This window comes from Brevundimonas lutea, assembly GCF_003704105.1.
In the GTDB taxonomy this organism is placed as follows: domain Bacteria; phylum Pseudomonadota; class Alphaproteobacteria; order Caulobacterales; family Caulobacteraceae; genus Brevundimonas; species Brevundimonas lutea.
The window spans coordinates 261797-287547 of sequence record NZ_QUOQ01000005.1 but is presented as its reverse complement, the minus strand read 5'-3'; the positions used below and the strand labels follow the sequence as shown (position 1 = coordinate 287547).

The 25751-nt window shown below is 70.1% G+C and carries 34 protein-coding genes; 15 read left to right on the top strand and 19 right to left on the bottom strand.

Going from position 1 to position 25751, the window contains the following annotated elements; translation table 11 throughout:
* Positions 1–15: 15 nt before the first annotated feature.
* From nusA to EES48_RS11270, 3 genes are all read right to left on the bottom strand, one after another.
* Entirely contained in the window at positions 16–1785 is a 1770-nt protein-coding gene (nusA, locus tag EES48_RS11280; RefSeq protein ID WP_122466857.1) for a transcription termination factor NusA, read from the bottom strand.
* A complete protein-coding gene (gene rimP, locus EES48_RS11275) occupies positions 1785–2378 on the bottom strand; it encodes a ribosome maturation factor RimP (RefSeq protein ID WP_122466855.1) in 594 nt (197 codons plus the stop codon). The genes nusA and rimP overlap by 1 nt, the downstream gene beginning before the upstream one ends.
* A 115-nt stretch (positions 2379–2493) precedes the next feature.
* Positions 2494–2904 carry a hypothetical protein gene (locus tag EES48_RS11270; protein WP_162998128.1) on the bottom strand — a complete coding sequence of 137 codons (411 nt, stop codon included), beginning with the start codon at positions 2902–2904 and terminating at the stop codon, positions 2494–2496.
* Between the two features lie 145 nt (positions 2905–3049).
* On the opposite strand from EES48_RS11270, the gene rlmN reads away from it, so the two are divergent.
* The 7 genes from rlmN (at position 3050) to EES48_RS11235 (ending at position 8002) form a co-directional block, all read left to right on the top strand.
* Positions 3050–4201, top strand: a complete 1152-nt coding sequence (gene rlmN, locus EES48_RS11265; protein ID WP_122466851.1) for a dual-specificity RNA methyltransferase RlmN — start codon at positions 3050–3052, stop codon at positions 4199–4201.
* Positions 4202–4588: 387 nt separating this feature from the next.
* On the top strand, positions 4589–5032 hold the full coding sequence (locus EES48_RS11260; RefSeq protein WP_122466849.1) for a DUF350 domain-containing protein: 444 nt from the start codon (positions 4589–4591) through the stop codon (positions 5030–5032).
* A gap of 4 nt (positions 5033–5036) precedes the next feature.
* Positions 5037–5864, top strand: a complete 828-nt coding sequence (locus EES48_RS11255; RefSeq protein ID WP_122466847.1) for a S1 family peptidase — start codon at positions 5037–5039, stop codon at positions 5862–5864.
* A gap of 87 nt (positions 5865–5951) precedes the next feature.
* Positions 5952–6428, top strand: a complete 477-nt coding sequence (locus EES48_RS11250; RefSeq protein ID WP_122466845.1) for a hypothetical protein — start codon at positions 5952–5954, stop codon at positions 6426–6428.
* Positions 6429–6441: 13 nt separating this feature from the next.
* Positions 6442–6939: a hypothetical protein gene (locus tag EES48_RS11245; RefSeq protein ID WP_122466843.1), complete on the top strand. Its 498-nt coding sequence runs from the start codon at positions 6442–6444 to the stop codon at positions 6937–6939.
* Positions 6939–7157: a helix-turn-helix transcriptional regulator gene (locus EES48_RS11240; protein WP_122466841.1), complete on the top strand. Its 219-nt coding sequence runs from the start codon at positions 6939–6941 to the stop codon at positions 7155–7157. Before EES48_RS11245 ends, EES48_RS11240 begins: the two co-directional genes overlap by 1 nt.
* Positions 7158–7195: 38 nt before the next feature.
* Positions 7196–8002 (top strand): enoyl-CoA hydratase-related protein, encoded by an 807-nt coding sequence (locus EES48_RS11235; protein WP_122466839.1) that lies wholly within the window; start codon positions 7196–7198, stop codon positions 8000–8002.
* Here EES48_RS11235 and queG read toward each other — a convergent pair.
* Genes queG through EES48_RS11220 form a run of 3 tightly spaced genes read right to left on the bottom strand, consistent with a single transcriptional unit; the run spans position 7989 to position 10571 of the window.
* On the bottom strand, positions 7989–9173 hold the full coding sequence (queG, locus tag EES48_RS11230; RefSeq protein WP_122466837.1) for a tRNA epoxyqueuosine(34) reductase QueG: 1185 nt from the start codon (positions 9171–9173) through the stop codon (positions 7989–7991). The two genes, EES48_RS11235 and queG, sit on opposite strands and share 14 nt — an antisense overlap.
* Positions 9174–9184: 11 nt before the next feature.
* Positions 9185–9877 (bottom strand): FtsZ-binding protein FzlA, encoded by a 693-nt coding sequence (gene fzlA / locus EES48_RS11225; RefSeq protein WP_122466835.1) that lies wholly within the window; start codon positions 9875–9877, stop codon positions 9185–9187.
* Between the two features lie 25 nt (positions 9878–9902).
* A complete protein-coding gene (locus tag EES48_RS11220) occupies positions 9903–10571 on the bottom strand; it encodes a cation efflux transmembrane domain-containing protein (protein WP_122466833.1) in 669 nt (222 codons plus the stop codon).
* Between the two features lie 162 nt (positions 10572–10733).
* Here EES48_RS11220 and EES48_RS11215 point away from each other — a divergent pair, with 162 nt between their 5' ends.
* Together EES48_RS11215 and EES48_RS11210 are read left to right on the top strand one after the other, a co-directional pair.
* Complete coding sequence (locus EES48_RS11215; protein ID WP_122466831.1) at positions 10734–11891, top strand: citrate/2-methylcitrate synthase; 1158 nt, start codon at positions 10734–10736, stop codon at positions 11889–11891.
* Positions 11892–11927: 36 nt separating this feature from the next.
* Positions 11928–12734, top strand: coding sequence for an undecaprenyl-diphosphate phosphatase (locus EES48_RS11210; protein ID WP_122466829.1), 807 nt, complete (start codon positions 11928–11930; stop codon positions 12732–12734).
* 3 nt (positions 12735–12737) lie between these two features.
* On the opposite strand, the gene EES48_RS11205 is transcribed toward EES48_RS11210, so the two are convergent.
* The 3 genes from EES48_RS11205 to tadA form a co-directional block, all read right to left on the bottom strand.
* Positions 12738–13820: a glycosyltransferase family 4 protein gene (locus EES48_RS11205; RefSeq protein WP_122466827.1), complete on the bottom strand. Its 1083-nt coding sequence runs from the start codon at positions 13818–13820 to the stop codon at positions 12738–12740.
* A gap of 70 nt (positions 13821–13890) precedes the next feature.
* Positions 13891–14319 carry an MliC family protein gene (locus tag EES48_RS11200; RefSeq protein WP_122466825.1) on the bottom strand — a complete coding sequence of 143 codons (429 nt, stop codon included), beginning with the start codon at positions 14317–14319 and terminating at the stop codon, positions 13891–13893.
* A 16-nt stretch (positions 14320–14335) separates the two neighbouring features.
* A complete protein-coding gene (tadA, locus tag EES48_RS11195; protein WP_122466965.1) occupies positions 14336–14788 on the bottom strand; it encodes a tRNA adenosine(34) deaminase TadA in 453 nt (150 codons plus the stop codon).
* A gap of 12 nt (positions 14789–14800) precedes the next feature.
* Between tadA and EES48_RS11190 the strand changes: the two genes are divergently transcribed.
* The 3 genes from EES48_RS11190 to EES48_RS11180 are packed head-to-tail and all read left to right on the top strand — an operon-like array spanning position 14801 to position 17970.
* Entirely contained in the window at positions 14801–16348 is a 1548-nt protein-coding gene (locus EES48_RS11190) for a pseudouridine synthase (protein ID WP_122466824.1), read from the top strand.
* 3 nt (positions 16349–16351) lie between these two features.
* Complete coding sequence (rsmD, locus tag EES48_RS11185) at positions 16352–16918, top strand: 16S rRNA (guanine(966)-N(2))-methyltransferase RsmD (protein ID WP_122466821.1); 567 nt, start codon at positions 16352–16354, stop codon at positions 16916–16918.
* 11 nt (positions 16919–16929) lie between these two features.
* Positions 16930–17970: a Kelch repeat-containing protein gene (locus EES48_RS11180; protein WP_122466819.1), complete on the top strand. Its 1041-nt coding sequence runs from the start codon at positions 16930–16932 to the stop codon at positions 17968–17970.
* Here the strand turns inward: EES48_RS11180 and EES48_RS11175 are convergent.
* Together EES48_RS11175 and EES48_RS11170 are read right to left on the bottom strand one after the other, a co-directional pair.
* Positions 17967–18530 carry a hypothetical protein gene (locus EES48_RS11175; RefSeq protein ID WP_122466817.1) on the bottom strand — a complete coding sequence of 188 codons (564 nt, stop codon included), beginning with the start codon at positions 18528–18530 and terminating at the stop codon, positions 17967–17969. The two genes, EES48_RS11180 and EES48_RS11175, sit on opposite strands and share 4 nt — an antisense overlap.
* On the bottom strand, positions 18527–19096 hold the full coding sequence (locus EES48_RS11170) for an RNA polymerase sigma factor (protein ID WP_205679439.1): 570 nt from the start codon (positions 19094–19096) through the stop codon (positions 18527–18529). The genes EES48_RS11175 and EES48_RS11170 overlap by 4 nt, the downstream gene beginning before the upstream one ends.
* Positions 19097–19130: 34 nt before the next feature.
* Between EES48_RS11170 and EES48_RS11165 the strand changes: the two genes are divergently transcribed.
* A complete protein-coding gene (locus tag EES48_RS11165) occupies positions 19131–19424 on the top strand; it encodes a hypothetical protein (RefSeq protein ID WP_122466813.1) in 294 nt (97 codons plus the stop codon).
* Here EES48_RS11165 and EES48_RS11160 read toward each other — a convergent pair.
* Genes EES48_RS11160 through EES48_RS11150 form a run of 4 tightly spaced genes read right to left on the bottom strand, consistent with a single transcriptional unit; the run spans position 19408 to position 21048 of the window.
* Positions 19408–19875, bottom strand: coding sequence for a low molecular weight protein-tyrosine-phosphatase (locus tag EES48_RS11160; protein WP_122466810.1), 468 nt, complete (start codon positions 19873–19875; stop codon positions 19408–19410). The two genes, EES48_RS11165 and EES48_RS11160, sit on opposite strands and share 17 nt — an antisense overlap.
* Before the next feature lie 59 nt (positions 19876–19934).
* Positions 19935–20432, bottom strand: coding sequence for an oxidoreductase (locus EES48_RS11155; protein ID WP_276309619.1), 498 nt, complete (start codon positions 20430–20432; stop codon positions 19935–19937).
* Positions 20423–20722, bottom strand: a complete 300-nt coding sequence (locus EES48_RS15270; protein ID WP_276309618.1) for an SDR family NAD(P)-dependent oxidoreductase — start codon at positions 20720–20722, stop codon at positions 20423–20425. The genes EES48_RS11155 and EES48_RS15270 overlap by 10 nt, the downstream gene beginning before the upstream one ends.
* Positions 20719–21048, bottom strand: a complete 330-nt coding sequence (locus EES48_RS11150; RefSeq protein ID WP_122466809.1) for a nuclear transport factor 2 family protein — start codon at positions 21046–21048, stop codon at positions 20719–20721. Before EES48_RS11150 ends, EES48_RS15270 begins: the two co-directional genes overlap by 4 nt.
* Positions 21049–21193: 145 nt before the next feature.
* Here EES48_RS11150 and EES48_RS11145 point away from each other — a divergent pair, with 145 nt between their 5' ends.
* Complete coding sequence (locus tag EES48_RS11145) at positions 21194–21526, top strand: winged helix-turn-helix transcriptional regulator (protein ID WP_240623326.1); 333 nt, start codon at positions 21194–21196, stop codon at positions 21524–21526.
* A gap of 25 nt (positions 21527–21551) precedes the next feature.
* On the opposite strand, the gene EES48_RS11140 is transcribed toward EES48_RS11145, so the two are convergent.
* From EES48_RS11140 to EES48_RS14885, 3 genes are read right to left on the bottom strand one after another with little or no spacing between them, the layout of a single operon-like run.
* Entirely contained in the window at positions 21552–22364 is an 813-nt protein-coding gene (locus tag EES48_RS11140; protein WP_122466804.1) for an alpha/beta hydrolase, read from the bottom strand.
* A gap of 3 nt (positions 22365–22367) precedes the next feature.
* On the bottom strand, positions 22368–24209 hold the full coding sequence (gene mutL / locus EES48_RS11135) for a DNA mismatch repair endonuclease MutL (protein ID WP_122466802.1): 1842 nt from the start codon (positions 24207–24209) through the stop codon (positions 22368–22370).
* 47 nt (positions 24210–24256) lie between these two features.
* Positions 24257–24550: a hypothetical protein gene (locus EES48_RS14885; RefSeq protein ID WP_162998127.1), complete on the bottom strand. Its 294-nt coding sequence runs from the start codon at positions 24548–24550 to the stop codon at positions 24257–24259.
* 205 nt (positions 24551–24755) lie between these two features.
* On the opposite strand from EES48_RS14885, the gene EES48_RS11125 reads away from it, so the two are divergent.
* Complete coding sequence (locus tag EES48_RS11125) at positions 24756–25349, top strand: type 1 glutamine amidotransferase domain-containing protein (RefSeq protein WP_122466797.1); 594 nt, start codon at positions 24756–24758, stop codon at positions 25347–25349.
* 25 nt (positions 25350–25374) lie between these two features.
* Here EES48_RS11125 and EES48_RS11120 read toward each other — a convergent pair whose 3' ends face one another.
* Positions 25375–25668, bottom strand: a complete 294-nt coding sequence (locus EES48_RS11120) for a hypothetical protein (protein ID WP_122466794.1) — start codon at positions 25666–25668, stop codon at positions 25375–25377.
* Positions 25669–25751: the final 83 nt, after the last annotated feature.

Here is a 25751-nt window from a genome sequence, read left to right as displayed (position 1 = left end):
CGGTCAGGGGCTCCATCACGCGTCGCGGGATTTTTCGAGGTCTTCGGCGAAGACCTCGGTTTCCGCGGGTTCGAGGTCCGCGCCCTCGGCCGATTCCGGCTCGCTCGGCGCGTCGTCGTCCTGGGGCCCGCCGAAGACAGCTTCGGGATCCTCGGGGTCGAAGCCCTCCTCCTCGTATTCCGGCTCGGGCTGGGGCAGTTCCGAGGCGTCGATCCAGCCGGCGGCGACACGGGCCTGGAGGATCAGCATCTCGGCGTCCTCCTGGCTGAGATTGAAGCTTTCCAGCACGCCCGGAACCTTGACCCGCTCGGCGCCGCGCTGCTCGTAGCCGCCGCGCACCTCGTCGGTCGCCAGGTCGGCCAGATCCTCGACTGTCTTCACGCCGCCCTCGCCCAGAGCCACGGCGATGGGCAGGGTGACGCCCGGCACTTCCAGGACGCCGTCCTCGACGCCCAGTTCCTTGCGCTTGTCGTCCAGCTCGGCGGCCTGTTTGGCCAGATAGTCGTTGGCGCGGGCCTGCAGTTCTTCGGCGGTGTCCTCGTCGAAGCCCTCGATGTCGGAAATCTCATAGGGCTCGACGAAGGCCAGGTCCTCGACCGTGGCGAATCCTTCGGTGACCAGCAGCTGGGCAATGACCTCATCGACATCCAGGGCGTCCTGGAACAGCTGGGTCCGCTCGGCGAATTCGCGCTGACGGCGCTCGGAGTCCTGGGCCTCGGTGATGATGTCGATCTGCCAGCCGGTCAGCTGGGAGGCGAGACGCACGTTCTGGCCACGACGGCCAATGGCCAGCGACAGCTGCTCGTCGGGCACCACGACCTCGACGCGGCCGGCTTCCTCGTCCAGCACCACCTTGGAGACTTCGGCGGGAGCCAGGGCGTTGACGATGAACGTCGGCTCGTCCGGGTTCCACTGAATGATGTCGATCTTCTCGCCCTGCAGCTCGGCGACCACGGCCTGGACGCGCGAGCCGCGCATGCCGACGCAGGCGCCCACGGGATCGATCGAGCTGTCGTTGGACAGGACGGCCATCTTGGCGCGCGAGCCACTGTCGCGGGCGGCGGCGCGGATCTCGATCACGCCGTCATAGACCTCGGGCACCTCCTGGGCGAACAGCTTGGCCATGAAGCCGGGGTGGGCGCGCGACAGCATGACCTGCGGGCCCTTGGCCTCCGGGCGGACGTCATAGATGTAGGTCCGGATGCGGTCGCCGATGTTGAACACCTCGCGCGGGATCGACTGGTCGCGGCGCATGACGCCCTCGCCCCGGCCCAGATCGACGATGGTGTTGCCGTATTCGACGCGCTTGACGGTGCCGTTGACGATCTCGCCGACACGATCCTTGAACTCTTCGTACTGATTGGCGCGCTCGGCCTCGCGGACCTTACCGGTCACCACCTGGCGGGCCATCTGGGTCTGGACGCGGCCGAAGTCGAACGGCGGCAGGGTCTCGACATACTCCTTGCCGACCTCGGCTTCCGGATCGCGCTTGGCGGCGTCGGACAGTCGCACCATGGCGGCGTCGTTGAACTCTTCCAGCTCGTCCTCGGGCTGCCAGTCGTCGTCCACGATGGTGACGTGGCGGGTCAGGAACAGCTCGCCGGTCTTGGGATCGATCTTGGCGCGGATGTCGTGATGGGCGCCGTAGCGCGACTTGGCGCCCTTCTGGATCGCCTCCTCGATCGCCTCGATGACGATCTCCTTGTCGATGTTCTTCTCCATGGCCACCGCATTGGCGATGGAGAGGAGTTCGAGGCGGTTCGCGGAAATGCCGGTGAGAGCCATCAGCGGGGGTCCTTGGTCGTCGTCTTGGGTTGGGGTTCGTCGGCGTCGCCTTCCGGCAGGCCGTCGTCTTCGGGTTCGCCGCGGGCCGCGCGGATGGCGGCGCCGCGCTTCAGCAGGTCATCGTTCAGCACCAGCTTGGCCTCGGACAGCCAGGCGAAGGGAATCAGGGCGGTGTCGTCCTCGCCGTCCAGATCGACGGCGACATTGTCGTCCTCGACCCCGGCCACCACGCCCTTGAAGCGTTTGCGGCCCTCGACCATCCGGTCGGTCTCGAGCCGCGCCTCCAGGCCCTGGAAGGTGTCGAAGTCCTCCAGCCGGGTCAGAGGCCGGTCAATGCCGGGCGAGGAGACCTCGAGCATATATTCGCCGGCGATCGGGTCGGCGGCGTCCAGCACCTCGGACACGGCGCGGCTGAGCCGGGCGCACTGTTCGACCGAGATGTCGTGGTCACTGGGGCGTTCGGCCATGATCTGCAGCCGGCGACGCAGGGTCCCGCCCATCAGCCGCACGCGCACGATGGCCAGCCCCAGGCTCTCGGCCACGGGGTCGATCATCTCCAGCAACTGGCGGTCTTCGGCGGTCTTGGCGCGCAAAATGGGTCTCGGACAAAACAAAAGCGGCAGGCCATCCGGGCCGCCGCTTCAATCGGCGCCGTCGGACGCCGGTCTAACGATGTAGGGCGGCATATAGGTCATGCCGCCCGCCTTGTCAGCCCCTTTGCGCGAGGCGGTGATAAAGGAGGCCGGCGGCGGCGCCGGCCGCGACGATACTAGCGACCATGCCGGACAAGTCGCCAGATAGCTCGCTCGTCGCCAAAGTGACCCACGGCGCAAGCAAGAAACCCAGGAAACCCGCGAATCTCGTCAATCCGACCCCGATGACGCAATACAGCCCGGCGGCCAGTGCGCCCCCAGCCATGTGGGCTAGCACGCCTCTCGCCCATGGCTCCGGAATGTCGATAAGTCCGTAAAGAACCAAACCGCCTAAGGCCGCCGCCGGAGCCGAACCCCAGAGAGTGACGAGCCCGGCAATGCAAACATAGGACAAGATCAACCCCATCGGCTCGCCGCTCGCGGGGGTCGGCGGATTCATCAACGTCGCACCGATGGCGAATAGCACTCACGACAGCCCCGGAGCCAGCAGCGCCGCGCCGAACAAGGGCCAGCCTCGGATGCGTCGCGGCTCCGCCATGGCGTCACTCTCCCGCATTTCGCCATCTTGTGCTATATAAGCCCGCCTCCCTTTCCCGTTCAGGATCATCGCCTTGAGCGTCACGCTCGATCTCACGCGCGCCGCGCCCGCCGTTTCGGCCCCCGTCAACCTCAGTGGTCTGACGCGCGAGGGCCTGCGCCAGGCGCTGATCGAGGCCGGTGTCTGCCCGCCCGAGAAGGCCAAGATGCGGGCCAGCCAGGTGTGGGACTGGATCCATCATTTCGGCGTCACCGACTTCGCGGCCATGAGCAATGTCGCCAAGGACATGCAGGCGAAACTGGCCGAGCATTTCACTCTGGCCCGCCCCGAGATCGTCGAGCGACAGGTGTCCAAGGACGGCACCCGCAAGTGGCTGATCCGCACCGCGCCGGGCATCGAGATCGAGACCGTCTATATTCCTGACGTCGGCCGGGCCGGGGCGCTGTGCGTGTCTTCTCAGGTGGGCTGCACCCTGAACTGCACCTTCTGCCATACGGGGACGCAGAAGCTGGTCCGCAACCTGACCGCCGCCGAGATCGTGGCCCAGGTCCAGGTGGCGCGCGACGACCTGGAAGAATGGCCGTCGCCCAAGGAAGACCGGCGCCTGTCCAACATCGTCTTCATGGGCATGGGCGAGCCGCTCTATAATCTCGACCACGTCGCCGACGCGATCGACATCATCTCGGACAATGAGGGCATCGCCCTGTCGCGGCGTCGGATCACCGTCTCGACCTCGGGCGTCGTGCCGCAGCTTCAGGCGCTGGGCGAACGCACCCAGGCCATGCTGGCGATCAGCCTGCACGCCACCAACGATCCCTTGCGCGACGTGCTGGTGCCGCTGAACAAGAAGTACGACCTGGCTCAGCTGATGGCCGGCATCCGGGCCTATCCCGGCCTGTCCAACGCGCGGCGGGTGACGTTCGAGTACGTGATGCTCAAGGGCGTCAACGACAGCCCCGAAGAGGCGCGCGCCCTGCTGGACCTGATCAAGGGCATCCCCGCCAAGGTCAATCTGATCCCCTTCAACCCGTGGCCGGGCACCGATTATGAATGCTCGGACTGGAAGACCATCGAACGGTTCGCGGCGATCCTGAACAAGGCCGGCTACGCCTCGCCGATCCGCACCCCCCGCGGCCGCGACATCCTCGCCGCCTGTGGGCAGCTGAAGAGCGAGAGCGAGAAGGTGCGGGCGAGCGTCAGACGGGCGGAGCAGGCGGCGGCGTGACAGGGAAAGTCGCAGGTCCTTTCTGGTGGGGCTGGGCGCTCTTTGTCGCTTGGTGCGCCTTCCTTTCCTGGCACTTCACGCATAATGGGCCGGCCACTGTCTTCACGTTTCTCGCCGTCACGATTCCGATTGCGCTGTGGGTTGGTCGGCGATTGCGACGCGGTACTGCGGAAGGTCACAACAGTCGGGCCGAAATATTGAGGTTGGCCAAAAAAACTCGCAGCACCCCAAAGCCGAAAGCTTCGCCGTCGGGAATTCCCACGCGGACGAGTGACGCCCCGCTCACGTAACACCCCGACATCATTCCTGACCGGGTGTGGCGCCGTGGCGCTTGCGGATTGCGGCGCCAATGGGGCAGACGGGCGGGGTCCGCAACCGCAGAGCGTCATGGCCTCGTCCACCCTCGTCCCCGGCCTCAGCAGCCCGGAAGTCCAGGCCTTCGCCACCGGCTTTCCGGTGACGCTGGCGCATGGGGCGGCGACGCTGGCGCTGCTGCTGACCGGGGTGGTGATCTACAGCCTGATGACGCCGTGGAAGGAGCTGGAGCAGCTGAGGCGCGGCAATGTCGCCGCCGCCCTGGCCTTCGCCGGGGTGCTGTTGGGCCTGGCCATTCCGCTGGCGGTGTCGCTGTCGGCCTCGACCTCTCTGCGCGACATCCTGATCTGGGGCGCGGCCACCCTGGTGCTGCAGCTGCTGGCCTTCCGTATCGTGGATCTGCTTCTGCCGGGGCTGGCGAAGCGCATCGTCGAGGCCGAGGTCTCGGCCGGCATCGTGCTGTTCGCGGCCAAGCTGGCCACCGCCCTGGTGCTGGCCGCGGCGCTGAGCGGCTGACGCCATGACCTTTCCCCGCCTGCCGGACTGGGCGGTCTATGCGGCCATCGTCATCGCCATCCTGGTCGCCGCCTTGAGCCGCCGCGAAAGCATCGAGGCGCCCTCCCCCGAGGCTCATGCCGATCCGGCCGAGGGCCCCCTGCTGGGCCCCTTGACGCCGTTCGATCCGACCGTGGTGGTCGACGCCCCCGACGGACCGTTCCAGCCTCAGTCGGGCACCGCCTTCGCCATCGCCTCGGAAGGCCTGTGGCTGACGGCCCGGCACGTCGTCGAGGGCTGTCGCCAGCCGGCCCTGGTGGTGGGCGGCGGCCAGGCCATCGCCGCCGACATGCGTCTGGCGCCTCGCGCCGACGTCGCCATGCTGATCACCGAGGGTGGCCCCGCGCCCCTTCCGGTGGCGGTGGATGCGCCGCTGCGTCGGGGCCAGCGCGCTTTCCATCCCGGCTATCCGCAAGGACGACCGGGCGAGGTGACCACCCGTCTGCTGGGTCGCGAGACCCTGCGGGTGCGGGGCCGCGGCGCGCGGGACGAGCCGGTGCTGGCGTGGGCCGAGGCGGGTCGCAGCCGGGGTCTGGACGGTACGCTGTCCGGCCTGTCAGGCGGACCGGCCCTGGATCGCGAGGGCCGGGTGATCGCCGTCACCATCGCCGAGGCGCCGCGCCGGGGCCGCATCTACACCACCGCGCCGGACACCCTGGGCCCCGCCGTGCGGGGCGTCGCCCGAGGCGACGGCGCGATCGCCCGGGCCATGACGGTCGACAACTATGGTCGGGTCTCGGAGACGCTGCGGCGAAACCTGAAAGTGGCGCGGGTGGTGTGCCTGGCGGTGTGAACCGCGAATCCGGACAGCGGTCTTCGTGTAAATAATATTAGACATTATGTCTGCTTTATGAGACGTCTCTGCCCGAAGGAGACGGCGATGAGCTTTCGTGAACAGACAGCCTGGATCGGGCTGGCCGCCATGGGCGCCTTTTGGCTGTGGTACGCGTTCGGCCTGTATCTGGCGGTCGCGGAGGCGCGGACCGAGAGCAGCTATTTCGTCGGCTTGCTGGTCTCGGGAGCGTTGGTCTGCGCGGCGGTCCAAGCCGGATTAAGCCTGGCCGCTCGGCGCATGCCCTGGGCCGAAAGCGACGAGCCGGACGACGAGCGCGAACAGTTGGTGGCGCGGACCGGCGCCGCGCAGGCCTATCAGGTGCTGATCTGGTCGGTGGTGCTCGTCGCGGGAGTGATGATCGCGGTGTCGTCGGGCCTCAGGTCGGGGACGTTGAGCGCCCTGGTCGAAATCTCGCCGGCCATCGGCGCGCTGATCGTGGCGACCCTGTTGGTCATGAGCATCGGTCTGGCGGAAATGGTCCGCTGCGTGGTGGTGCTGCGCCTCTATCGACGCGGCTTCTGAGGAGGCTTGTTCCATGTCCTATCGCGAGAAGTCTGCCTGGGCCGAACTGGTGTCGGTGGCCGCCGTCTGGGGCTGGTATTTCTGGGTGCTGGCGACGCGAGCCCTGTCGGGGGCGATCACCGAGCAGGGGTTCGTGGGCGCGATGGGCGCGACCTTCGTTCTGGCCGTCGTCCTGTCCATCGTAGTCGCGGTGGCGTCCGGGATCCTGGTCGAGGTCATGTCGCGCAAATCGGACCGGGGCGCGCGCGACGAGCGGGAGGCCTGGGCGGGGCTGAGGGCGACGCGGATCGCGCACGGGGTGCTGATCGTGCTGATCTTCTGCCTGGCGGTGTTGGGCTTTGGCTTCGGGGCGTTCGGCGGCGCGGGGCTGGCGGAGCGGACCGGTACCCTGCTGTCGCTGGTGCTGTCCAACGGACTGGTGCTGTTCGCCAACGGCGCGGTGGCGGCGCTGGTGCTGGCGGAACTGGCCCATTATGGCGCGCTGATCGTTTTCCTGCGCCGGGGACGCTGATGGGCAAGGCGCCGCCGCCGATCCGGAACAGCATCCGCACGCTGCGCTTTCATGCCGGCGAGATGACCCAGGCCGAACTGGCCCAGCGCATCGGCATGACCCGCCAGACCATCGTCGCCATCGAGCAGGGCAAATATTCGCCCAGCCTGGAGGCCGCCTTTCGCATCGCCCAGGTGTTCGGCGTCGAAATCGGCGAGGTGTTCCAGTGGGAGGGGTGAGGCGCTAGACCTCCCCGGCCACCGCCACGGAGACCGCCATGACCGCCGCCCCCACCCCCCAAGACCGATATGACACCCTGCTGATCGAGCGTCACGCCGACGGCTATGCGGTGGTGACGCTGAACCGGCCCGAGGCGCTGAATGCGTTGAATTCGGCGCTGTTCAAGGATCTGGCGGCGTTTCTGGATGCGGTCGAGCAGGACGACACGGTGCGCTGCCTGATCCTGACCGGGTCGGGCGACAAGGCGTTCGCGGCCGGGGCCGACATCAAGGAGATGGCCGACCAGACCTATGCCCAGATGTATGCGGGCAATTTCTTCGCCCTGGGCCACGACCGGATCACGCGGTTCAGAAAGCCGATCATCGCGGCGGTCAACGGCTTCGCCTTGGGCGGCGGCTGCGAACTGGCCATGCTGTGCGACTTCATCGTGGCCTCGGACAAGGCGAAGTTCGGCCAGCCGGAGATCAACCTGGGCGTGGCGCCGGGCATCGGCGGGTCGCAGCGGCTGACCCGGCTGGTGGGCAAGGCCAAGGCCATGGACATGGTGCTGACCGCCCGGATGATGGACGCGGCCGAGGCCGAGCGCGCCGGGCTGGCGTCGCGTGTGTTCCCGCACGAGACGCTGATGGACGAGGCGCGCAAGATCGCCGCCCGCATCGCCGCGCAAAGCCCGCTGGCCGTCATGGCCAACAAGGAGATGGTCAACGCCGCGCTGGAGACGACCCTGACCCAGGGCGTGCAGTTCGAGCGCCGGCTGTTCCACAGCCTGTTCGCCTTCGAGGACCAGAAGGAAGGCATGGCGGCGTTCGTGGAGAAGCGGAAGCCGAGCTTTACGGGGCGCTAGGCCCTCTCCCTCCCCCTCGGGGGAGGGTGGTCGGCGGAGCCGACCGGGTGGGGGTGCGTCCTGGGTCGCCGGCCGCTCCCACCCCGTCGTCGCTGGCGCGCCGACATCCCTCCCCTGCCGGGGAGGGAGATTGGCTGGCTGCTTCCAACCTCCCCACCGCCCACCGCGCAGCATCCGCCACCACAGGGTCATCATGATTTAGCCGGGCGTGGGCGACCTCGAGCAGCGCTTGGTCGCCCGAATTGCCGATGGCGTAGAGCACGTTCCTGAGGAAGCGGGCGTGGCCGATGCGCTTGACCGGGCTCTTGGCGAACAGGGCGCGGAAGGCCGCGTCGTCTAGGGCGGCGAGGTCGGCCAGTGACGGGGACACCAGGGCGTCTCGCGCCTGCAGCCGCCCCTCCCGCGCTTCCTGGGCGAACTTGTTCCAGGGACAGACAGCCAGGCAGTCGTCGCAGCCATAGATGCGCGCCCCGGTCGCGACGCGGAACTCCTCGGGCCAGTGTCCGGCGAATTCTATGGTGAGATAGGACAGGCACCGCCGCGCATCCAGCTGGAACGGCGCGGGAAAGGCGTTGGTCGGGCAGGCGTCGAGACAGGCCGTGCAGGAGCCGCAGTGCTCGCCCTCCGGCGCGTCAGGCTCGAGCTGGGCGGCGCTGAGGATGACGCCGAGAAACAGCCAGCTGCCATGATCGCGCGACAGGACATTGGTGTGTTTGCCCTGCCAGCCGAGGCCCGCGCGCTGGGCGAGAGGCTTTTCCAGCAGGGGCGCGGTGTCCACGAAAACCTTGACGTCCTGTCCGGTGCGGGCGGCGACAAGGCCGGCCAGCTCCTTGAGCCGCCCCTTGATCAAGTCATGGTAGTCGTCGCCCCGGGCATAGACCGACAGATAGCCGCGCGAGCGGTCGGCGAGTTGGGGTAAGGGGTCGTCCGGCGGGCCGTAGTTCATGCCCAGAACGATAGCGGTCCGGGCCTCGGACCACATGGCGGTGGGGTGTGCGCGGCGATCCAGGGTCCGCTCCATCCAGCCCATTTCGCCATGCCGCCCCGCCTCGACGAAATGGCGCAGCCGCTCGCCCGCGTCCCACGGCTCGGAGGCCGAGGCGAAGCGGCAGGCCTCGAAACCCAGCGCCTCGGCGCGGGCCCGGATGGCGTCGCGCGGATCGGCGGCCAAGGGTCGGTCCTTCAGAAATCCAGATCGGTATAGTGCGCCGAGGGCATGACGCCTGGGAAGCGGTCCGACAACAGGGGGCGCAGGGTCGGGCGCGACTTGATCTTGGAATACCACTCCTTGAGCGCCGGGGCCTGTTTCCAGGGAACCTCGCCGAAATAGTCGAGGACGGACAGATGCGCCGCGCAGACCAGATCGGCCGCGCTCATCCGGCGGCCAGCCAGCCAGTCGCGTTCGCCGGCCAGCACCTCCAGCAGGGCGATGTGTTCGCGCAAGGTCTCGCGGCCGGCGCGCAGCTGTTTGGCGTCGGGCGGGCCCAGCCGCATCAGGGCCTTCTCCATCCGCTCGTGCAGCAGCACGCCATCGACCTCGTCGGTGAAGCGGCGCTCGAAGAAGGCGACCAGACGGCGGACCTCAGCGCGGCCGGCCGGATCGGCGGGCAGCAGGAAGGGTTCGGGGGCGCGATCCTCCAGCCAGCCGAGGATGGCGTCCAGTTCGACCAGCACCAGGGTCTGGCCGCGCTCATGCACTTCGACCACCGGCGGCATGCCGTTGGGGCTGAGGCGGCTCAGCGGACAGTCGGCCTCCCACGGCTTCACGATGGTCTCGCTGAACGCCAGCCGCGCTTCGCCCAGGGCCAGCCTCGCCGCGCGCGAGGCCGGGTGGAAGGGATAGTGGTGCAGGGTCAGGCTGGGGGCGGACGTCATCGCCGCCCTTGTGCGCCCGCCATGCTTAACCGCCGTTTACCGAGGTCCAGGGACCGGCTGTGTCATCGGAAGCGCGGCCCGGCTCGACCAGGGTCGCCAGCGCGCCGCGCAGCAGGCTGAACGCGCCCCAGGCCAGCCACACGGCGATGACCAGGGCCGCGGCGCCGTCCAGACCGGGCGCGGCCAGCCAGGTCGCCGAAGCTGCGCCGATCAGGGCGACCAGCGACGGCGCCAGCTCCGTCGCCAAGGTTTCGTGCAGGGGCGGCTGTGCGTCCGAGCGCACGCGACGGCGGGTCAGAAAGATCGCCACGGTCGCCGCAGCGAGAGCGAGCAACACGGCGATCACGCCCCACTCGCCGACGATCAGGGGGCGAGGCGAGAAGATGCGGCCCAGCGCCTCCCAGCCGAGGAAGGCGGCCGCCGCAAAGCCCAGTCCCGACTGGAACACGCCAGCCACCGCCCGGGCGCGAGCGCCTCGCCGCATGTCGCCCGCGCTCCACCGGCCGGCGGCCATCGCGCCGGTCCAGGCCAAGAGATCCAGCGCCGTGCAGACAAGCAGGGCGAAGACGGAGACGGAGCCCGAGGCGGCGAGACCAAAGGCCAGAACCGCGATGACCAGGCCCAGTCGCAGGCCCGGTCCCATTGAGGACGGGCCGCCGGAGGCGACGGCGGAGGGCGGGGAGGTCTCGGCCATGCCGGCTTTTGGCGCGGCCCGGCCCGGGTGGCAATGACCGGCCGTTCGCCTTACACAGGTCGCTCATCATTTTTTGCGGGTCGCCACAGCCTCGCCACAGGAGGGCGGAAGGGTCGGCGCCTCATCACGCGGTCGTCACCGGTCGCCAGTACGGAGTAGCGCATGGGGCAGGCCGCGCGCGATTGGATCGAACGGGGCGAGGCGCTGGAGCGCCTGGGGGTGAAGAGCCAGACCCTCTACGCCTATGTCAGCCGAGGACGGATCGCCGCCCGGCCCGATCCCGAGAACCCGCGACGCAGTCTGTACGCCGCCGCCGATGTGGCCCGGCTCAAGGGGGACACGGAGGCCGCCGCCCCGATTTCCTTCGCTGGCGTTTCCGGTCGAGGCGAGGCCTCGATCGAGAGCGCGGTCAGCGTGGTGGCGCGAGGCCGGCTGATCTACCGCGGTCACGACGCCATGAAGCTGGCCGAGAAGGCGACGCTTGAGGATGCGTTTCGCATCCTGATGGCGGCAGACGACAATCCCTTCGCCAATCTGCGCCCGCGCCTGGGAGTCCAGGTTCCGGGAATGGCGCGCGCCAAGATGATCGTGGTGCTGTCCCAGCACGCCGCCGAGGACGCCACGGCGACCGGTCGCGACGCCGCCCAGCTGCGCCGAGAAGCGGCCGGCGCGCTCAGCGACATGGTCGACGCCGTTGCCGGACCCGGGCCGAGATCGTACCTGCACCAGCGGCTGGCGCGCGGCTGGCGGGTTCTGGAGAAGGATGGCGACCTGATCCGACGGGCCCTGGTGCTGGCCGCCGACCACGAGATGGACGCCGCCGTCCTGGCCACCCGCGCGGCCGCCGACGCCGGCGCCGGACCGGCCGCCGCCGCCCTGGCCGGGGTCATGGCCCTGACCGGACCGTCGATCTCGGCGCCGCTGGGCGAGGCCATCGACCTGGTCAATGAGGCGCGCCGCGATCCCGACGCGGCCCTGGCGCGGCGGTTCGAGGCCGAGGGTCACCTGCCGGGCTTCGGCCATGCCGCCTATCCGATGGGCGATCCGCGGGCGGCGGCGCTTCTGGCGGCCTTCACCCCCGCGTCGGACCTGGCCGCCGTGGCCGAGGCGGGCCGCGCCCTGACCGGCCAGCCCCCAGCCTTCGCCCTGTCGCTGGCCCTGCTCGCGCGGACGCTTGACCTGCCGCGCCAGACGCCGATCGATCTCTATCTGCTGGGCCGCACCGCCGGCCTGTTGGCCCATGCGGTGGATCAGGCGATCGAGGGCTCGCCGATCCGGGCGCGGCTGCGCTATGTGGGACCGGAACCCGGCGGCCACTGACGGCTGTCCGCGCCAACCCAGGATGTCTCCGCCTTGATGAACGACTGGCTGATCGCCCTGATCCTTGGCGTCATCGAGGGGCTGACCGAGTTCATCCCCGTGTCCTCGACCGGGCATCTGCTGCTGCTGGGCCACTTTCTCGGTTTCGAGAGCACCGGCAAGACCTTTGAGATCGTCATCCAGCTGGGCGCCCTGCTGGCCATCTTCACCGTCTATTTCCAGCGGCTGTGGGCCCTGGCCACGCGGTGGCCGTTCGATCCGGCGGCGCGGCGGTTTCTGCTTGGACTGATTGTGGCCTTCCTGCCGGCGGCCGTGATCGGCTTCTTCGCCTATGACTTCATCAAGCTGGTGCTGTTCGAGACCCCGGTGGTGATCTGCCTCGCCCTGATCCTGGGCGGGATCATCCTGTTGTGGATAGACCGGCTGGAGCTGAGCGTGCGCCATGCCGACGCCAGCCTGATGCCGTGGCGGACCTGCCTGCTGGTCGGACTTTTCCAGTGCCTGGCCATGATCCCGGGCGTGTCGCGGTCGGGGGCCACGGTGGTCGGCGGCATGCTGCTGGGCGTCAGCAAGCGGGCGGCGGCGGAGTTCAGCTTCTTCCTCGCCCTGCCGACCATGGGCGCGGCGGTGGCCTGGGACCTGCTGCAGAACCGGGCGGTGCTGGACTTTTCGGACTTCGGCCTGATCGCCGTCGGCTTCGTCGCGGCGTTCCTGACGGCCCTGGTGGTGGTCAAGGCAGTGCTGGACTTCGTCACCCGCCACGGCTTCGCGCCCTTCGCCTGGTGGCGGATCGCGGTGGGAATCGTGGGGTTGGCCGGGCTGGCGATGACGGGCGGGCTGTAAGCCTCAGGCCGCGCGGTTCCGGACGCGCGCCAGGCGGCGCAGCCGGCGCCAGAAGCGGGTCTTCTCCGGCTCGGGATAGACGTGCAGGTTCTGCACGAACTCCTCGGCCGAGGCGCGCCAGCTGAACTTCTCCGCATAGGCCCGCACTGTCTTGCGATCCAGCTCCAGGCACTTGAGCGCGGCGGTCCTCAGATCGTCGTCGATAGCGCCGGCGTCGGAGCCCGGGATGATGTCGATCGGCCCGTGCGCAGGATAGGCGGCGACCGGTGTGCCCGCCGCCATCGCCTCAAGGATCACGAGGCCGAAGGTGTCGGTCCACGACGGGAAGACGAAGACGTCGGCGTCGGCGAAGCAGCGGGCCAGCTCCTCGCCGAACCTAGCGCCCAGGAACTTGGCCTTGGGATACTTCCGGGCCAGCTCCTCGCGGGCCGGGCCGTCGCCGACGATGATCTTGGTGCCCGGCAGGTCGGTCTCGAGGAAGGCCTCGATGTTCTTCTCCACCGCCACCCGGCCGACATTCAGGAAGAAGGGCCGGGGCCAGCCCTTCCCGCCCAGCTCGTCATAGATCGGTTTCAGGTCGGGGTTGAACAGCTCGGTGTCGACCCCGCGCGACCAGGGCGAGACGTTGCGGAAACCGTGCGCCGTCAGCTCGTCGCGCATGGTCGGCGTGGCCACCATCAGCCGGCCGGACGGCTTGTGGAACCACTTCATATAGGCGTAGCCGACCCCCACCGGGATCGGGAACCTGGCCGAGACATATTCCGGGAACTTGGTGTGGTAGCTGGTGGTGAAGGGCAGTTTCCACTCCACGCAGATGCGGCGAGTGGCGATGCCGATCGGCCCTTCGGTGGCGACGTGGACGGCCTCGGGCTCGAAGGCGCGCAGCCGTTCGCGGATTTCCTCCTCGGCGCCCAGGGCCAGGCGGATCTCCGGATAGGTCGGGCAGGGAATGGTCTTGAACTGGCTGGGCTCGATCACCTCGACCTCGTGGCCCATGGCGCGGCATTCCGCGACGGTGCGGGTCAGGGTTCGGACGACGCCGTTGACCTGGGGCTCCCAGGCGTCGGTGGCGAGGACGATGCGCATGGGGCCGGGAGGCTCCGCCGTTTCACTGGCCGGGAGATTTAGACGCTCGCGCCGGGGCGCGGAACCCCCGTCAGTCGACGGCGCGACATTCAGTGGGGTCGCGGTCACCGGCGGTCCAGGTCGCCATGCCGCCAGAGCCCCTGAGCTCATAGCCGGAGGCGAGGTACCAGATGCCGTCGGCGGCGCGCTCCTGACGCAGATCGACAGCCTCGCCGGTGGATTGCCGGACCGTGGCCATTTCGCGGGCGTTGTCGAAATCCACCGACAGGCGCTCGCCGTTGTTGCAGATGTAGACGGCGCGCACGACGCGGTTGGTGATCCGCTCCTGAATCTCGGCGCCGGTGCGCTTGCGGGTGGTCTGGGCGTCGATGGCGCGCTGCTTGACCAGGGCGGCGCTGTCGGGAGCGTTGGTCGGGCTGGCTTCCTCGCCGCAGGCGGCCAGCGACACGGCCGAGGCCAGGATCAAAACGGGGGCGATCAGCCGGGCGCGCGCGGTCATGGGCGCTGAACGTCTCTCAAGCGGGGCCGTTCCGGCCGCGCCGCGCGCGGAAAAAGCCGCGCAGCAGGTCGCCCGCTTCCTGGGCAAGCAGTCCGCCTTCGATGGAGGGCTTCCAGTGGAGGGTGGGCTGATCATAGAGACGTGGGCCGTGGGCCAGGGCGCCGCCCTTTGGGTCGTCCGCGCCCCAGACCACGCGGGCGATGCGGGCGTGGCTGATCGCGCCGGCGCACATGGCGCAGGGCTCCAGCGTCACATAGAGGGTCAGACCCGTGAGCCGATAGTTGCCGCGCGCCTGGCCCGCCGCGCGCAGGGCCACGATCTCGGCATGGGCGGTGGGGTCGTGGTCGCCGATGGGTCGGTTGGCGCCGGTGGCCACCACCTCGCCGGTCGCCTCGTCGACCAGGACGGCGCCGATCGGGGCCTCGCCCGCGTCCGCCGCCGCTTGCGCGAGGTCGAGCGCCATGCGCATGAACCGCTCATCATGGATCGCCATCCCAAAGACAGCGCCCGGACCCCGCGTCCGCGTCAAGACGAAAAGCGTAGCGACGGGTCCAAGTCCCGTGGCGAGGGCGCCAAGCCTGGTTTCAAGGACCGGCCGGGCGGAAAGCCGGGCGGCAAACCCGGAGCCGGGAAGCCCGGCGACAAGGCGGCCGCCGCGCCCCTGCGGCAGGAGCGGATCGCCAAGGTCATGGCGCGCGCCGGCATCGCCTCGCGCCGCGAGGTCGAACGGCTGATCGGCCTGGGCAAGGTGGCGCTGAACGGCCGTATCCTGGACACCGCCGCCACCCTGGTGACGCGCGACGATGTGATCACGGTGGACGGCAAGCCGATCGGCTCGGCCCAGGCGACGCGGGTGTGGCGCTATCACAAGCCGGTCGGGCTGATGACCACCCACAATGATCCGGCCGGGCGACCGACGGTGTTCGACAGCCTGCCCTCGACCCTGCCGCGGGTGATCTCGGTCGGGCGGCTGGACATCAATTCCGAGGGCCTGCTCCTGCTGACCAACGACGGCGAGCTGAGCCGGGCGCTGGAGATGCCGACCACCGGCTGGGTGCGCCAGTACCGGGCCCGCGCGCGAGGCCGGGCGACCCAGGCCGATCTGGACAGGCTGAAGGACGGCTGCGTGGTCGACGGGGTCCGCTATGGCCCCATCGAGGCGACCCTGGACAAGGCCAAGGAGGGCGCGCGCGACGAGGAGCGCGGCGGCGCCAATCTGTGGGTCTCGGTGTCGATCACCGAGGGCAAGAACCGCGAGGTCAGGAAGGTGCTCGAGAGCATCGGCCTGACGGTCAATCGACTGATCCGCCTGGCCTATGGCCCGTTCCAGCTGGGCACCCTGCCGCTGGGCTCGGTCGAGGAGGTCGGCCCCCGCGTGATCCGCGAGCTGTTGAGCGAGCATATCCGGCCCGAGACCCTGCCGACCGGCAACACTGTAGAGACGCCCGCGCCGATCCCCGGACGGCGGCCGCAGGGCGCGATCGTCAAGGGCCGCTCGGGCTCGGCCATCTCGGACCCCTCGCGCAAACCCAGCCGGGTGCGCGCGGCCGAGGCGGCGGCCGAGGCTGGGGCCGATGCGGCGAAGCGGCCTCCGAAGAAGGTCGGCTGGGCCAAGGCGGCGCCGCGTACGGACACGCGGCCCAAGCGGCCGTTCAAGCCGCGCGAGGGCCAGGAAGGCGAGCGTCCGAAGCGCGACTTCAAACCCCGCGACGGCGCGGCCCGGGACGATCGTCCCAAGCGAGATTTCAAACCGCGCGCCGAGGGTCCTGGAGATCGGCCGAAGCGGGATTTCCAACCTCGCGGCGAAGGCGTGGCCAGCGATCGGCCCAAGCGCGACTTCAAGCCTCGGTCGAACGCCGAACGGCCGTCGGACGATCGTCCGGGTGGACGGCCCGGCGGCAAGCCCGGCGGCAAACCCGGCTCTGGGCCTCGCGGATTCGGCGGCAAGCCGGGAGGCAAGCCTGGCGGACGTCCCGCCGGCGGCGCGCCTCGGGGTCCGCGTGGTCCCGGCGGCCCTCGCAAGGGCTAGACCATGCGGATCGTCGGCGGCGCCTTTCGCGGGCGGGCTCTGGTTACGCCCGAGGGGCAAGGGACGCGGCCGACCTCGGACCGGGCTCGGCAAGCCGTGTTCAATGTGCTGGAGCATGCGGCCTGGTCCGAACCGATGGAGGGGGAGCGGGTGCTCGACCTGTACGCCGGGTCCGGCGCTCTGGGCTTCGAGGCGATCAGCCGGGGGGCCGGTTTCTGCCTCTTCGTGGAGACGGACGACGGGGCGCGCGGCGCCATCCGCGAGAACGCCGAGGCTTTCGGGCTGTTCGGCAAGACGCGGGTGCATCGGCGCAGCGCCACCGACCTGGGGGTCCGGCCCGGCTCGGCGGGCGAGGCCTTCGACCTGGCCTTCCTCGATCCGCCCTATCGGCAGGGGCTGGGCGAACAGACCCTGGCGCGCCTGGTCGAGGGCGACTGGCTTAAGCCCGGGGCGTTGGTGGTGTTCGAGCGCGGCTCGGACGAGCCCGAGATTGACACGCCCGGCTACGAGCGGCTCGATGCCCGCGACTATGGCGCGGCGCGGGTGCTGTTCCTGAGACGCGCCGCCTGAAGGGGCGGACCATGATCGATCGACGCGGACTGATGGCAGGGGCGGCCGGGCTGGGCCTGGTCGGGCTTGCGGGGTGCGCGACGGCGTCGCCTGGCCGAAGGGCGCCGACCTGGCGCGTGCTGGCGGCGATGCCGCTGGAGGTTCAGGAGATCTACGCCGCCGAATGGAGCGGGCGGATCCTGACCGCCGGCGGACTGGACGGGCGCGAGGACGGGCTGTTCATCAGCGACCGCAGCTTCCTCTACGACCCCGGCGCCGATGTCTGGTCCGAGACGGCGCGGCTGCCGGCGCCCCGGCATCATCCAATGATTGTCTCGGTCGGCGGAGCGGCGTTCGCCCTGGGCGGCTATGGCCGGTCCGAGGCCGGGGACTGGACCTCCACGACCGAGGCTTGGGTGCTGGAGGGCGACGGCTGGCGCGAGGTCACCCGCCTGCCCGCGCCCCAGGCCGAGACGGTCGGGCTGGTTCACGACGGGCGCATCCACCTGATCGGCGGGCGGGCCCCGACGGGCGCCGCGAACGGCGAATGGAGCGATCAGGGCGACATCGCCACGCACCGGGTGTTCGAGGTTGCCTCCGGCCAGTGGAGCCAGCGGGCGCCGCTGCCGATGGCGCGAAACAGCGCGGCCGGCGTGGTTCATGACGGAGCCCTTTGGGTGGCGGGCGGTCGCACGGTCGAGGGCGGCGGCACGGGCCGGCTGGACCGCTATGACCCGGCGCGCGACGCCTGGGAGGCGCGGGCGCCGATCCCGCCCTCCCCCACCGGTCAGCAGGTGGGCGGCGGCCTGGCGCTGGGGGTGCTGGGCGACGGGCGTCTGGCGGCGTTTGGGGGCGAGTGGTTTGGGCCGCGCGGGTCCGGGGGCGGCGGGGTGTTCGCCGAGACCTGGCTGTACGATGTGGATGCCGACGCCTGGAGCGCCGGGCCGCCGATGACCACGCCGCGCCACGGCCTGGCGGCGGTCTCGATCCGGGGCGTGGTCTTCGCCATCGCCGGCGGGCGCGTGGTCGGCGGCGGCGACGCGGGTCCTGAGCTGGAGGCGCTGGTCCTCTAACCGGCGTCCATCTCCGACAGGGCGCGCTGATGGCGGTCGATGCGGCGGCGGCAGCGGCGGATGTGGACTCCATAGCCGACCGCGAAGGCCGCCAGGGCCAGCCCGCCAGCGGCCACGGCCGCGACCAGGCGGTCGGGGATCGGCTCCAGCAGATACATCGAGGCCAGGGTGACGCCCGCCGCCGCCGTGACGGCAAGTCCGCACCAGCCCCACCGCGCCCCGGCCCGGGCCTGATCCAGCGCGGTGCGCACGGCCTCGGCGGGTGTGTCGTCCAGAACCGGCGGCGCCGCCCGGCGAGCCCACAGGGTCAGGACCAGGGCGAAGGCGCAGAAGCCTACGGCCACCGACGCCGGTGGCCAGCCGATCTGGCTATCGACCGCCAGCCAAAGGAACAGGCCGGCGGCGACGATGGCGCCCCCGACCTCGCCATAGAAGTTCAGGCGCGCGATCAGGTCGCGGCGGCGGACGGCGCGCAGCAGTCGGGCGTCGGGCGCCGGCGCGCCGCCGGGCTCGGTCCAGGTCCGGCTGAGGTCGGACCAGTCGTCGGGGTCGCGGGTCATGGCTGGAGCTCCGGGTTCAGTCGGGCGCGCAGGGCGGCCTTGGCGCGGGTCAGGCGGATCGAGACGGTGTTGGCGTTCAGGCCCAGCAGATCGGCGATCTCGGCCGGGGCGAAGCCTTCCAGGGTCAGCAGGGCCGGCTGGCGCAGGGACAGCGGCAGGGCGCGCACCGCCTCGGCCAGCCGCGCCTGCATGTCGGCCGCCTCGGCCGCCTGATGCGGATCGGGGGCGTCGGAGGGGGCGGCCTCGTCCAATGGCTGGCGGCGCGGCTCGGCGGCCTCGCGGGCGACATGGGTGACGGCGCGGTTGTGGGCGACACGGGCGATGAAGGCCTTGACCGGCGCCTCGCCGCGAAACCGGGGCAAAGCGCGCCAGACGGCCAGGAGCATCTCCTGAACCAGCTCCTCGCGCCGGGCGCGGTCGGCCTCATAGGCCGAGGCGATGCGCGCCAGCATGCCGCCGTGCGCCGCCATCACCGCCTCGAAATCCCGATCCCGCTTCAGGGGGCGTCTCCGTGCAGAAAGTTCGACCTCGGGATGAAAGACTCTCTGACGGCCCGAGACTTTCACGGCGAGACCCGATTTTCACCGGAAAGGACACGCCATGACCACCGAACCCCTCGCCGCAGAAGCCGCCACCGACAAGCCTGGGCTGGCCCGGCGCGGTCGCCGCTGGCTGTGGACCCTGGCGGCGCTGCTGGCCGTCGCCGCCGTCTCGGCCTGGATCGCGCTGGGCGTCGGGCTGTGGATGGACGCCACGCGCGGGACGATCTTCGTCCTGGCCATCGTCGCGGCCCTGGCGACCGAGGCGCTGTTCTGGACCTGCGCGGCGGCCCTGGGTGTCACCGTCTTCGAGGCGCGCCGCCGTATCTGGGCGCGGATCACCGGCGGGGCTTGAGCACCCCGTCCAGAAGGCCTTCGGCGGCGGCGGTGACCTCGGCCCAGGTCACGTCGAAGCCCTCGGCCGCCCCGAACCAGGGATCGGCCACCGCCTGCCCCTCGCGGCCGGGCACGTGGTCGAGCAGCAGGCTGAGGCGGGCGGTCGCGTCGGCCGGGGCGAGGCGGCGCAGGTTTTCGAGGTTGTCGTGGTCCAGCGCCACGATGTGATCGAAGCGAATGAAGTCGCCCGGCGTCACCTGACGGGCGCGCAGGCCCGAGATGTCTGCGCCATGCCGCGCCGCCACGGCGACGGCGCGCGGATCCGGCGGCTCGCCCGCATGCCAGTCCCCGGTCCCGGCGGAGTCTAGGGTCAGGTCGAGATCGCGGCGGCGCGCGGCCTCCCGCAGGGCCGCCTCGGCCAGGGGCGAGCGACAGATGTTGCCGAGGCAGACGAACAGGATGGAGGGCATGACAGCCTATTAGCAGGGCGGCGCGGCGTCCGCCTCCTGAAGCGATAGGGATGTCGCGTTCAGCGGGTTGGGATGGTCCCGCCGTCTATGACGTATTCGCCTCCGTGAATCGCGGCCGCGCGGTCGGAAGCGAGGAAGGCGATCAGTTCGGCGACCTCCGACGGCTCAGCCGCGCGGCCCAGGGGAATACCGCCCAACGCCGCCAGCACGCTCTGACGAGCGTCCTCGATGTCGCCGCCCGTTCCGTCCGCGATCCTTTGGAGAAGGGCGGTCGACGCCTCGCTGGCGATCCACCCGGGAGAAACGACATTCACCCGCACGCCGCGAGGGCCGAGTTCCTTGGAGAGCGCCTTGCTGTAGACCGAGAGCGCCGCCTTGGCCGCGGCATAGGCCGTCGTCGACTCGGGAAGCGGCAGGGTGCGCTGGATGGACGAGACGTGAACGATGGAGCCGAACCCCCGGTCGATCATCTGGGGGGCGAGCAGACGATCCAGGCGGACCGCCGGCATCAGGTTCAGATCCAGTTCGGCCTGCCAGTGGTCGTCGGTCAGGGCCATGAAGCCGCCCGACGGCGCGGACGAGCCTCCCAGCCGTGGACCACAATGTCCACACCGCCCAGCTGGTCAGCAACCGCCCGGGCCACGGCCTCGCAGCCTTCGGTCTTGGTCAGGTCGGCCGGGACGAAAACGGCGGCGGATGGCGTGGGTGGGGCGGCTCGGGCGGTCGTCAGGACCCGAGCGCCTCCCGCGACGAACCGCTCGACGGTCGCCCGACCCGCGCCCTTGGTCCCGGCGGTGACCAGCACGCGCCGGTCGGCGAACTCCAAAGGGTCGATGCGCGCGCTCACAGCGAGACGTCCAGCGAGCGGATGTGCTCGTCGTCGATGCCGAAGCGCAGGGTGAAGCGGAGGGGACTGCCGGCGAAATTACCGTGCGTCGGCCCTTCGAGGACCACCAGACCGTCCTGATGGCGCACGGTGTCCGGCGTGAAGATGGCGGCGCTGGCGATCGTCGCGTCCTGGATCCAGCGCCGCAGCGCCTCGGTCCCCACATGACGCCCGCCGTCGTCCCGCACGACAGCATCCGGTGCGAAAGGTCGCAGCATCCCGTCGAGATCGAGCCGGGCATTGGCCTGGACATAGTCGGAAATCGGTTTGGGCAGATCGTCGATCATCGGTGGCTCCGGCTTGATCGTTGCGTTCGATCCAAACTGGAAATACGCTCGCCGAATGGCAAGTACAGACAAAAAAGTAAGGTACCCACCGAAAGGTGATCGCGAGACCTACACGCCCCAAACAGCGGCGCAGAGCGCCCAGAACGTGATCCGGATTCTGGAGGGCCGATGGAAGCTGGTGATCCTGTTCCAGCTGTTCGGGTCGAACGTGCGCCGGTTCTCTGAACTCGAGAGGGCCATACCGGGTGTTTCGCAGAAGATGCTGATCCAGCAGCTGCGCCAGCTCGAACAGGATGGCGTCGTCGGCCGCATCGTTCACCCCCAGGTGCCGCCGAAGGTGGAGTATCACCTGACCGAGTGGGGCCAGTCCCTGTGCCCTGTGCTGGACAAGCTGCTGAGTTGGGCCGAGGCGGCACCCGCCGAGGTGCGCGAACGATTGATCGAACGCGACATGGCTGCGGCCGCCGAAGCGGGCTGAGCCCTGATCTGGCGAAGCGGGCCGCTTACTGCCGCGTTGTGTCGGGCTCCGTAGCCAGGTCGATCTCCGCACCCCCCTCCAGAGCACTCCAGACCATTGGCGCGAGGCGGGTCATCGAGGGATGGTGGTCGGCGCCGGGGAGGGGAACGACCCTAGCGGCGCCGCCCGAAGCGTCGCGGAGCTGTTCGGCGGCGGTGAAGGGGACAATCGGGTCGGCGGTGCCGTGCAACAGGGTGACGGGCGCGGTGGCGCGACGAATGGCCTGACGATTGTCGAAGCGATCGGGCATGACGCCGCGCACGATCACGGGGGCCAGATCGCCGATGGCCCCGAACGTCCCCAGGGTGGCGACCCCATCGACCGGGGCGCGGGACGCGAGGCTGAGCGCGACCGCTCCGCCCAGCGAATGGCCGAACAGATAGAGCTTTCCGCCGGAAGGGAGGCGGCGACGCGCCTCGGCCAGGAAGGCGTCGGCGTCGGCGGAAAGGCCCACCTCGGTCGGCCGGCCGGGGTTGCCGGAGTAACCGCGATAGCTGGTCATCAGCAGGCCGCGTCCGTCGGCGGCCAGCGGCTCTGCATAGGCGCCGTCGCGGTTCAGATTACCGCCGTTGCCGTGGAAATAGACGACGATGTCCCGATGCGGCGACTGAGGCGCCCAATAGAGGCCGCTCAGGGTCAGGCCGTCGGCCGTGCTGACGTTGACCGGCTCGGGCGCGCGGGTCCAGGCGGGAGTCTCGGCCATACGGGACGGCAGGAAGACCCGGTCGCGGATCATGCCCGCGCAGCCGCCCAGCAGAACAAGGGTGAGGGCGAGGGAGATCAGGCGAGCGGTCGTCATCGGTCAGCGTCTTCCGAACAGCCGCTCGAGGTCGGCGAGTTTGAGTTCCACATAGGTCGGGCGGCCGTGGTTGCATTGGCCTGAGTGGGGGGTGGCTTCCATCTGTCTCAGGAGGGCGTTCATCTCGGGCGCGGAGAGGACGCGACCGGCGCGGACGCTGCCGTGGCAGGCCATGGTGCCGCAGATGGCGGCGAGGCGTTCCTTGAGGCTGAGGGCCGCGCCGTGTTCGATCAGGTCGTCGGCGATGTCGCGGATCAGGCCCTGGACGTCGGTGTCTCCGAGCAGGGCCGGGGTCTCACGCACCAGGACGGCGCCCGAGCCGAAGGGCTCGAGGATCAGGCCCAGCTCGGCCAGCTGGTCGGCGGCGGACGAGACGCGCTCGGCCTCGGCGGGGTCCAGCTCGACCACCTCGGGGGCCAGCAGGGCCTGGCGGGTGACCTGGCCCTCGGCCATCTGGGTCTTCATCCGCTCATAGACCAGGCGCTCGTGGGCGGCGTGCTGGTCGACCACCACCAGGCCGTCTCGGGTCTGGGCGACGATGTAGGTGCCGTGCAGCTGGGCGCGGGCGGCGCCGAGGGGGTGGTCGATGGGGTCGTGAGTGGTGAGCCGTGAGTCGTGAGTGGTGAAGGGCTCCGCGCCCGCCTCAACGCGGGCGCTGCGTTCGTTGAGGCCGGGGAGGACGTGGGTCGTGGCGGGAGCGGACCAGCCCTGCCAGCCGCTGTAGCCCTGAGAGCTGGGCGGCAGCGTGTAGCCGGGGCTGGGCGGCGCTCCTTGGTGCGCGGTGAAGCCCGCCAGCACATTGTCCGCCACCGTCGTCGAGGCGCGGTGGCCGGCGGCGTGCAGCGCGTGGCGCAAGCCGCCGACGATCAGGCCGCGCACGCCGGACGGGTCGCGGAATCGCACCTCGGCCTTGGCGGGGTGGACGTTCACATCGACATAGAGCGGGTCGAGATCGAGGAAGAGGACGGCGGCCGGGTGCCGGTCGCGGGCCAGAAAGTCGGCGTAGGCGCCGCGCAACGCTCCCTGCAGCAGCCGGTCCTTTACCGGGCGGCCGTTGACGAACAGGAACTGGTGCGCCGCGTTGCCGCGCGAATAGGTGGGGAGACCAGCGTAGCCCGTGAGCCGCACCCCGTCCCGCTCCTGATCGATCAGGAGGGCGTTAGCCTCGAAGTCGCGTCCCAGCAGGGCGGCGAGGCGGGCGAGGCGGCCCTGTGGCCCCGGATGTTCGGCGGGCAGTCGCAGGACGGCGCGGCCGTCGATCTCAAGCGTGAAGGCGACGCCCTCATGGGCCATGGCCTGGCGGCGGACCTCCTCGGTGATGGCCATGGCCTCGGCGCGCTCGGACTTCATGAACTTGAGCCGGGCGGGGGTGGCGTAGAACAGATCACGGACCTCGACCCGCGCGCCGTGCGGGCCGGGGAAGGCTGAGGGCGCGACGGCGCGCTGGTCGCCCGCCTCGACCGTCACCTGATGGGCGGTGTCATGGCCGCGCGCGCGGCTGGCGATCGTCAGGCGGGCGACCGAGCCAATCGAGGGCAGGGCCTCGCCGCGAAAGCCCAGGGTGGCGATGCGCAGCAGATCGACGTCGCCGGCATCGTCGGGCTCGAGCTTCGACGTGGCGTGGCGCTCGATGGCCAGCGGCAGCTCCTCGGCCGTCATGCCCTTGCCGTCGTCGGCGATCAGCAGCCGGTTCAGGCCGCCGCCCTCGGCCTGGACCAGGATGGCGCGGGCGCCGGCGTCGAGCGCGTTCTCGACCAGCTCCTTGACGGCGCTGGACGGCCGCTCGACCACCTCGCCGGCGGCGATGCGGTTGACGGTCTCGGGCGGCAGGCGGCGGATGGTCATGCGAGTCGGGAGGGTAGCAGGTTGCAGCGCCTGTATCCCAGCGCCGCTCAGTCGTCGCCGCGATCCAGCCAGGTGTCGATCTGGGCGGTCTGTCCCTGGACCGTTTCGCGGCGGGCGGTAGCGGCTTCCCGCGCGGCGCGCTCATCTTCCGGCGAGCGCAGGATGCGAACCGAGGGCTCGGCGGCCGGGGCCGGCTGGCGGCGGGCGCGAAGGTCCTGGATGGTCAGCTGCGACTCGAAGCGGTTGCGGTCGGCCTCGTATCGGTTGGCGTCGGCGCGGGCGCGCAGGCGATCCATCTCCAGCCGCTGGCGATCGGCGATGTAGCCGGGGGCGGCGGTCACGCCCCCGCTCCACGGCAGGGGATCGCGATACGCCTGTGCCGTTGCGGGCCCCGCGCTTGCGGCGATCAGTCCGGCGAGGAGGAGGACGGTCTTCATGACCGGAAGATGGACCCGGCGCGGCGGATCGCCAAGCTTGGCCGCAACCTCGGGCCCGGTGGCGGGTTGTCGCGGCCTCATCCCATTCTCGAACCCAAGGAGACCTTCCATGGCCCGACTGTCCGGCAAGACCATCGCCGTCCTCGCCACCGACGGCGTCGAACTGATCGAACTGACCGACCCGGTGAAGGCCCTCAAAGGCGAGGGCGCCATGGTGGAGGTGGTCAGCCTGAAGTCCGGCCAGATCCAGGGCTTCAATCACCTGACCCCCGGCGACAAGGTGACGGTCGACAAGACCCTGGAGGAGACCGACGCCGGTCGTTACCACGGCCTCCTGCTGCCCGGCGGGGTGGCCAATCCGGACCAGCTGCGCGGCAGCGAAAAGGCCATCGCCTTTGTCCGCGCCTTCTTCGACGCCGGCAAGCCGGTCGCCGCAATCTGCCACGCGCCGTGGGTGCTGATCGACGCGGGCGTGGCCGAGGGTCGCAAGATGACGGCCTATGAAACCATCCGCCTGGACCTCAAGAACGCCGGCGCCGAAGTGGTCAACGAAGAGGTGGTGGTCGACGAAGGGCTGGTGACCAGCCGCTGTCCCGACGACCTGCCGGCCTTCAACGCCAAGATGATCGAGGAATTCTGCGAAGGCCGTCACGACGGTCAGGCTGAGGCGGCGTCCGAGGCCGATCGGCCGACGGCTCACTGACGCGACAGGCGTTGTTCCGGGTGGATCAGCCGGCGGGCGGCTTCGTCGGCGTTCCGCCCTGGATGGTGGCGCACAGATTGGCCACGGTGGTCCGGCCCCAGTCGCCCAGACCGGCGTGGATTGAAGTCAGATACCCGATCGTGTTGGCCGCAGCCCCGTCCAGGGCCAGATTGCATCGCTCGAAACGACAGCCATCCAGCTGGACCCCGCCGCCGCCGGAGAAGCGCAGCGTGCAGCCGACAAATGTGCAGGCGGAATAGCCGTTGCCGTCCAGATCGATGGTCTGGTCGGTGAACGTCTGGTTCTTGAAATCGGCCATTGTTCCGGTCTCCCTGCGGTCGGCGCTGTCTGACCGGGCTTGCGCCGTGACGCAACCCGTGACGGCTTTGAAGGCGCGCTCGC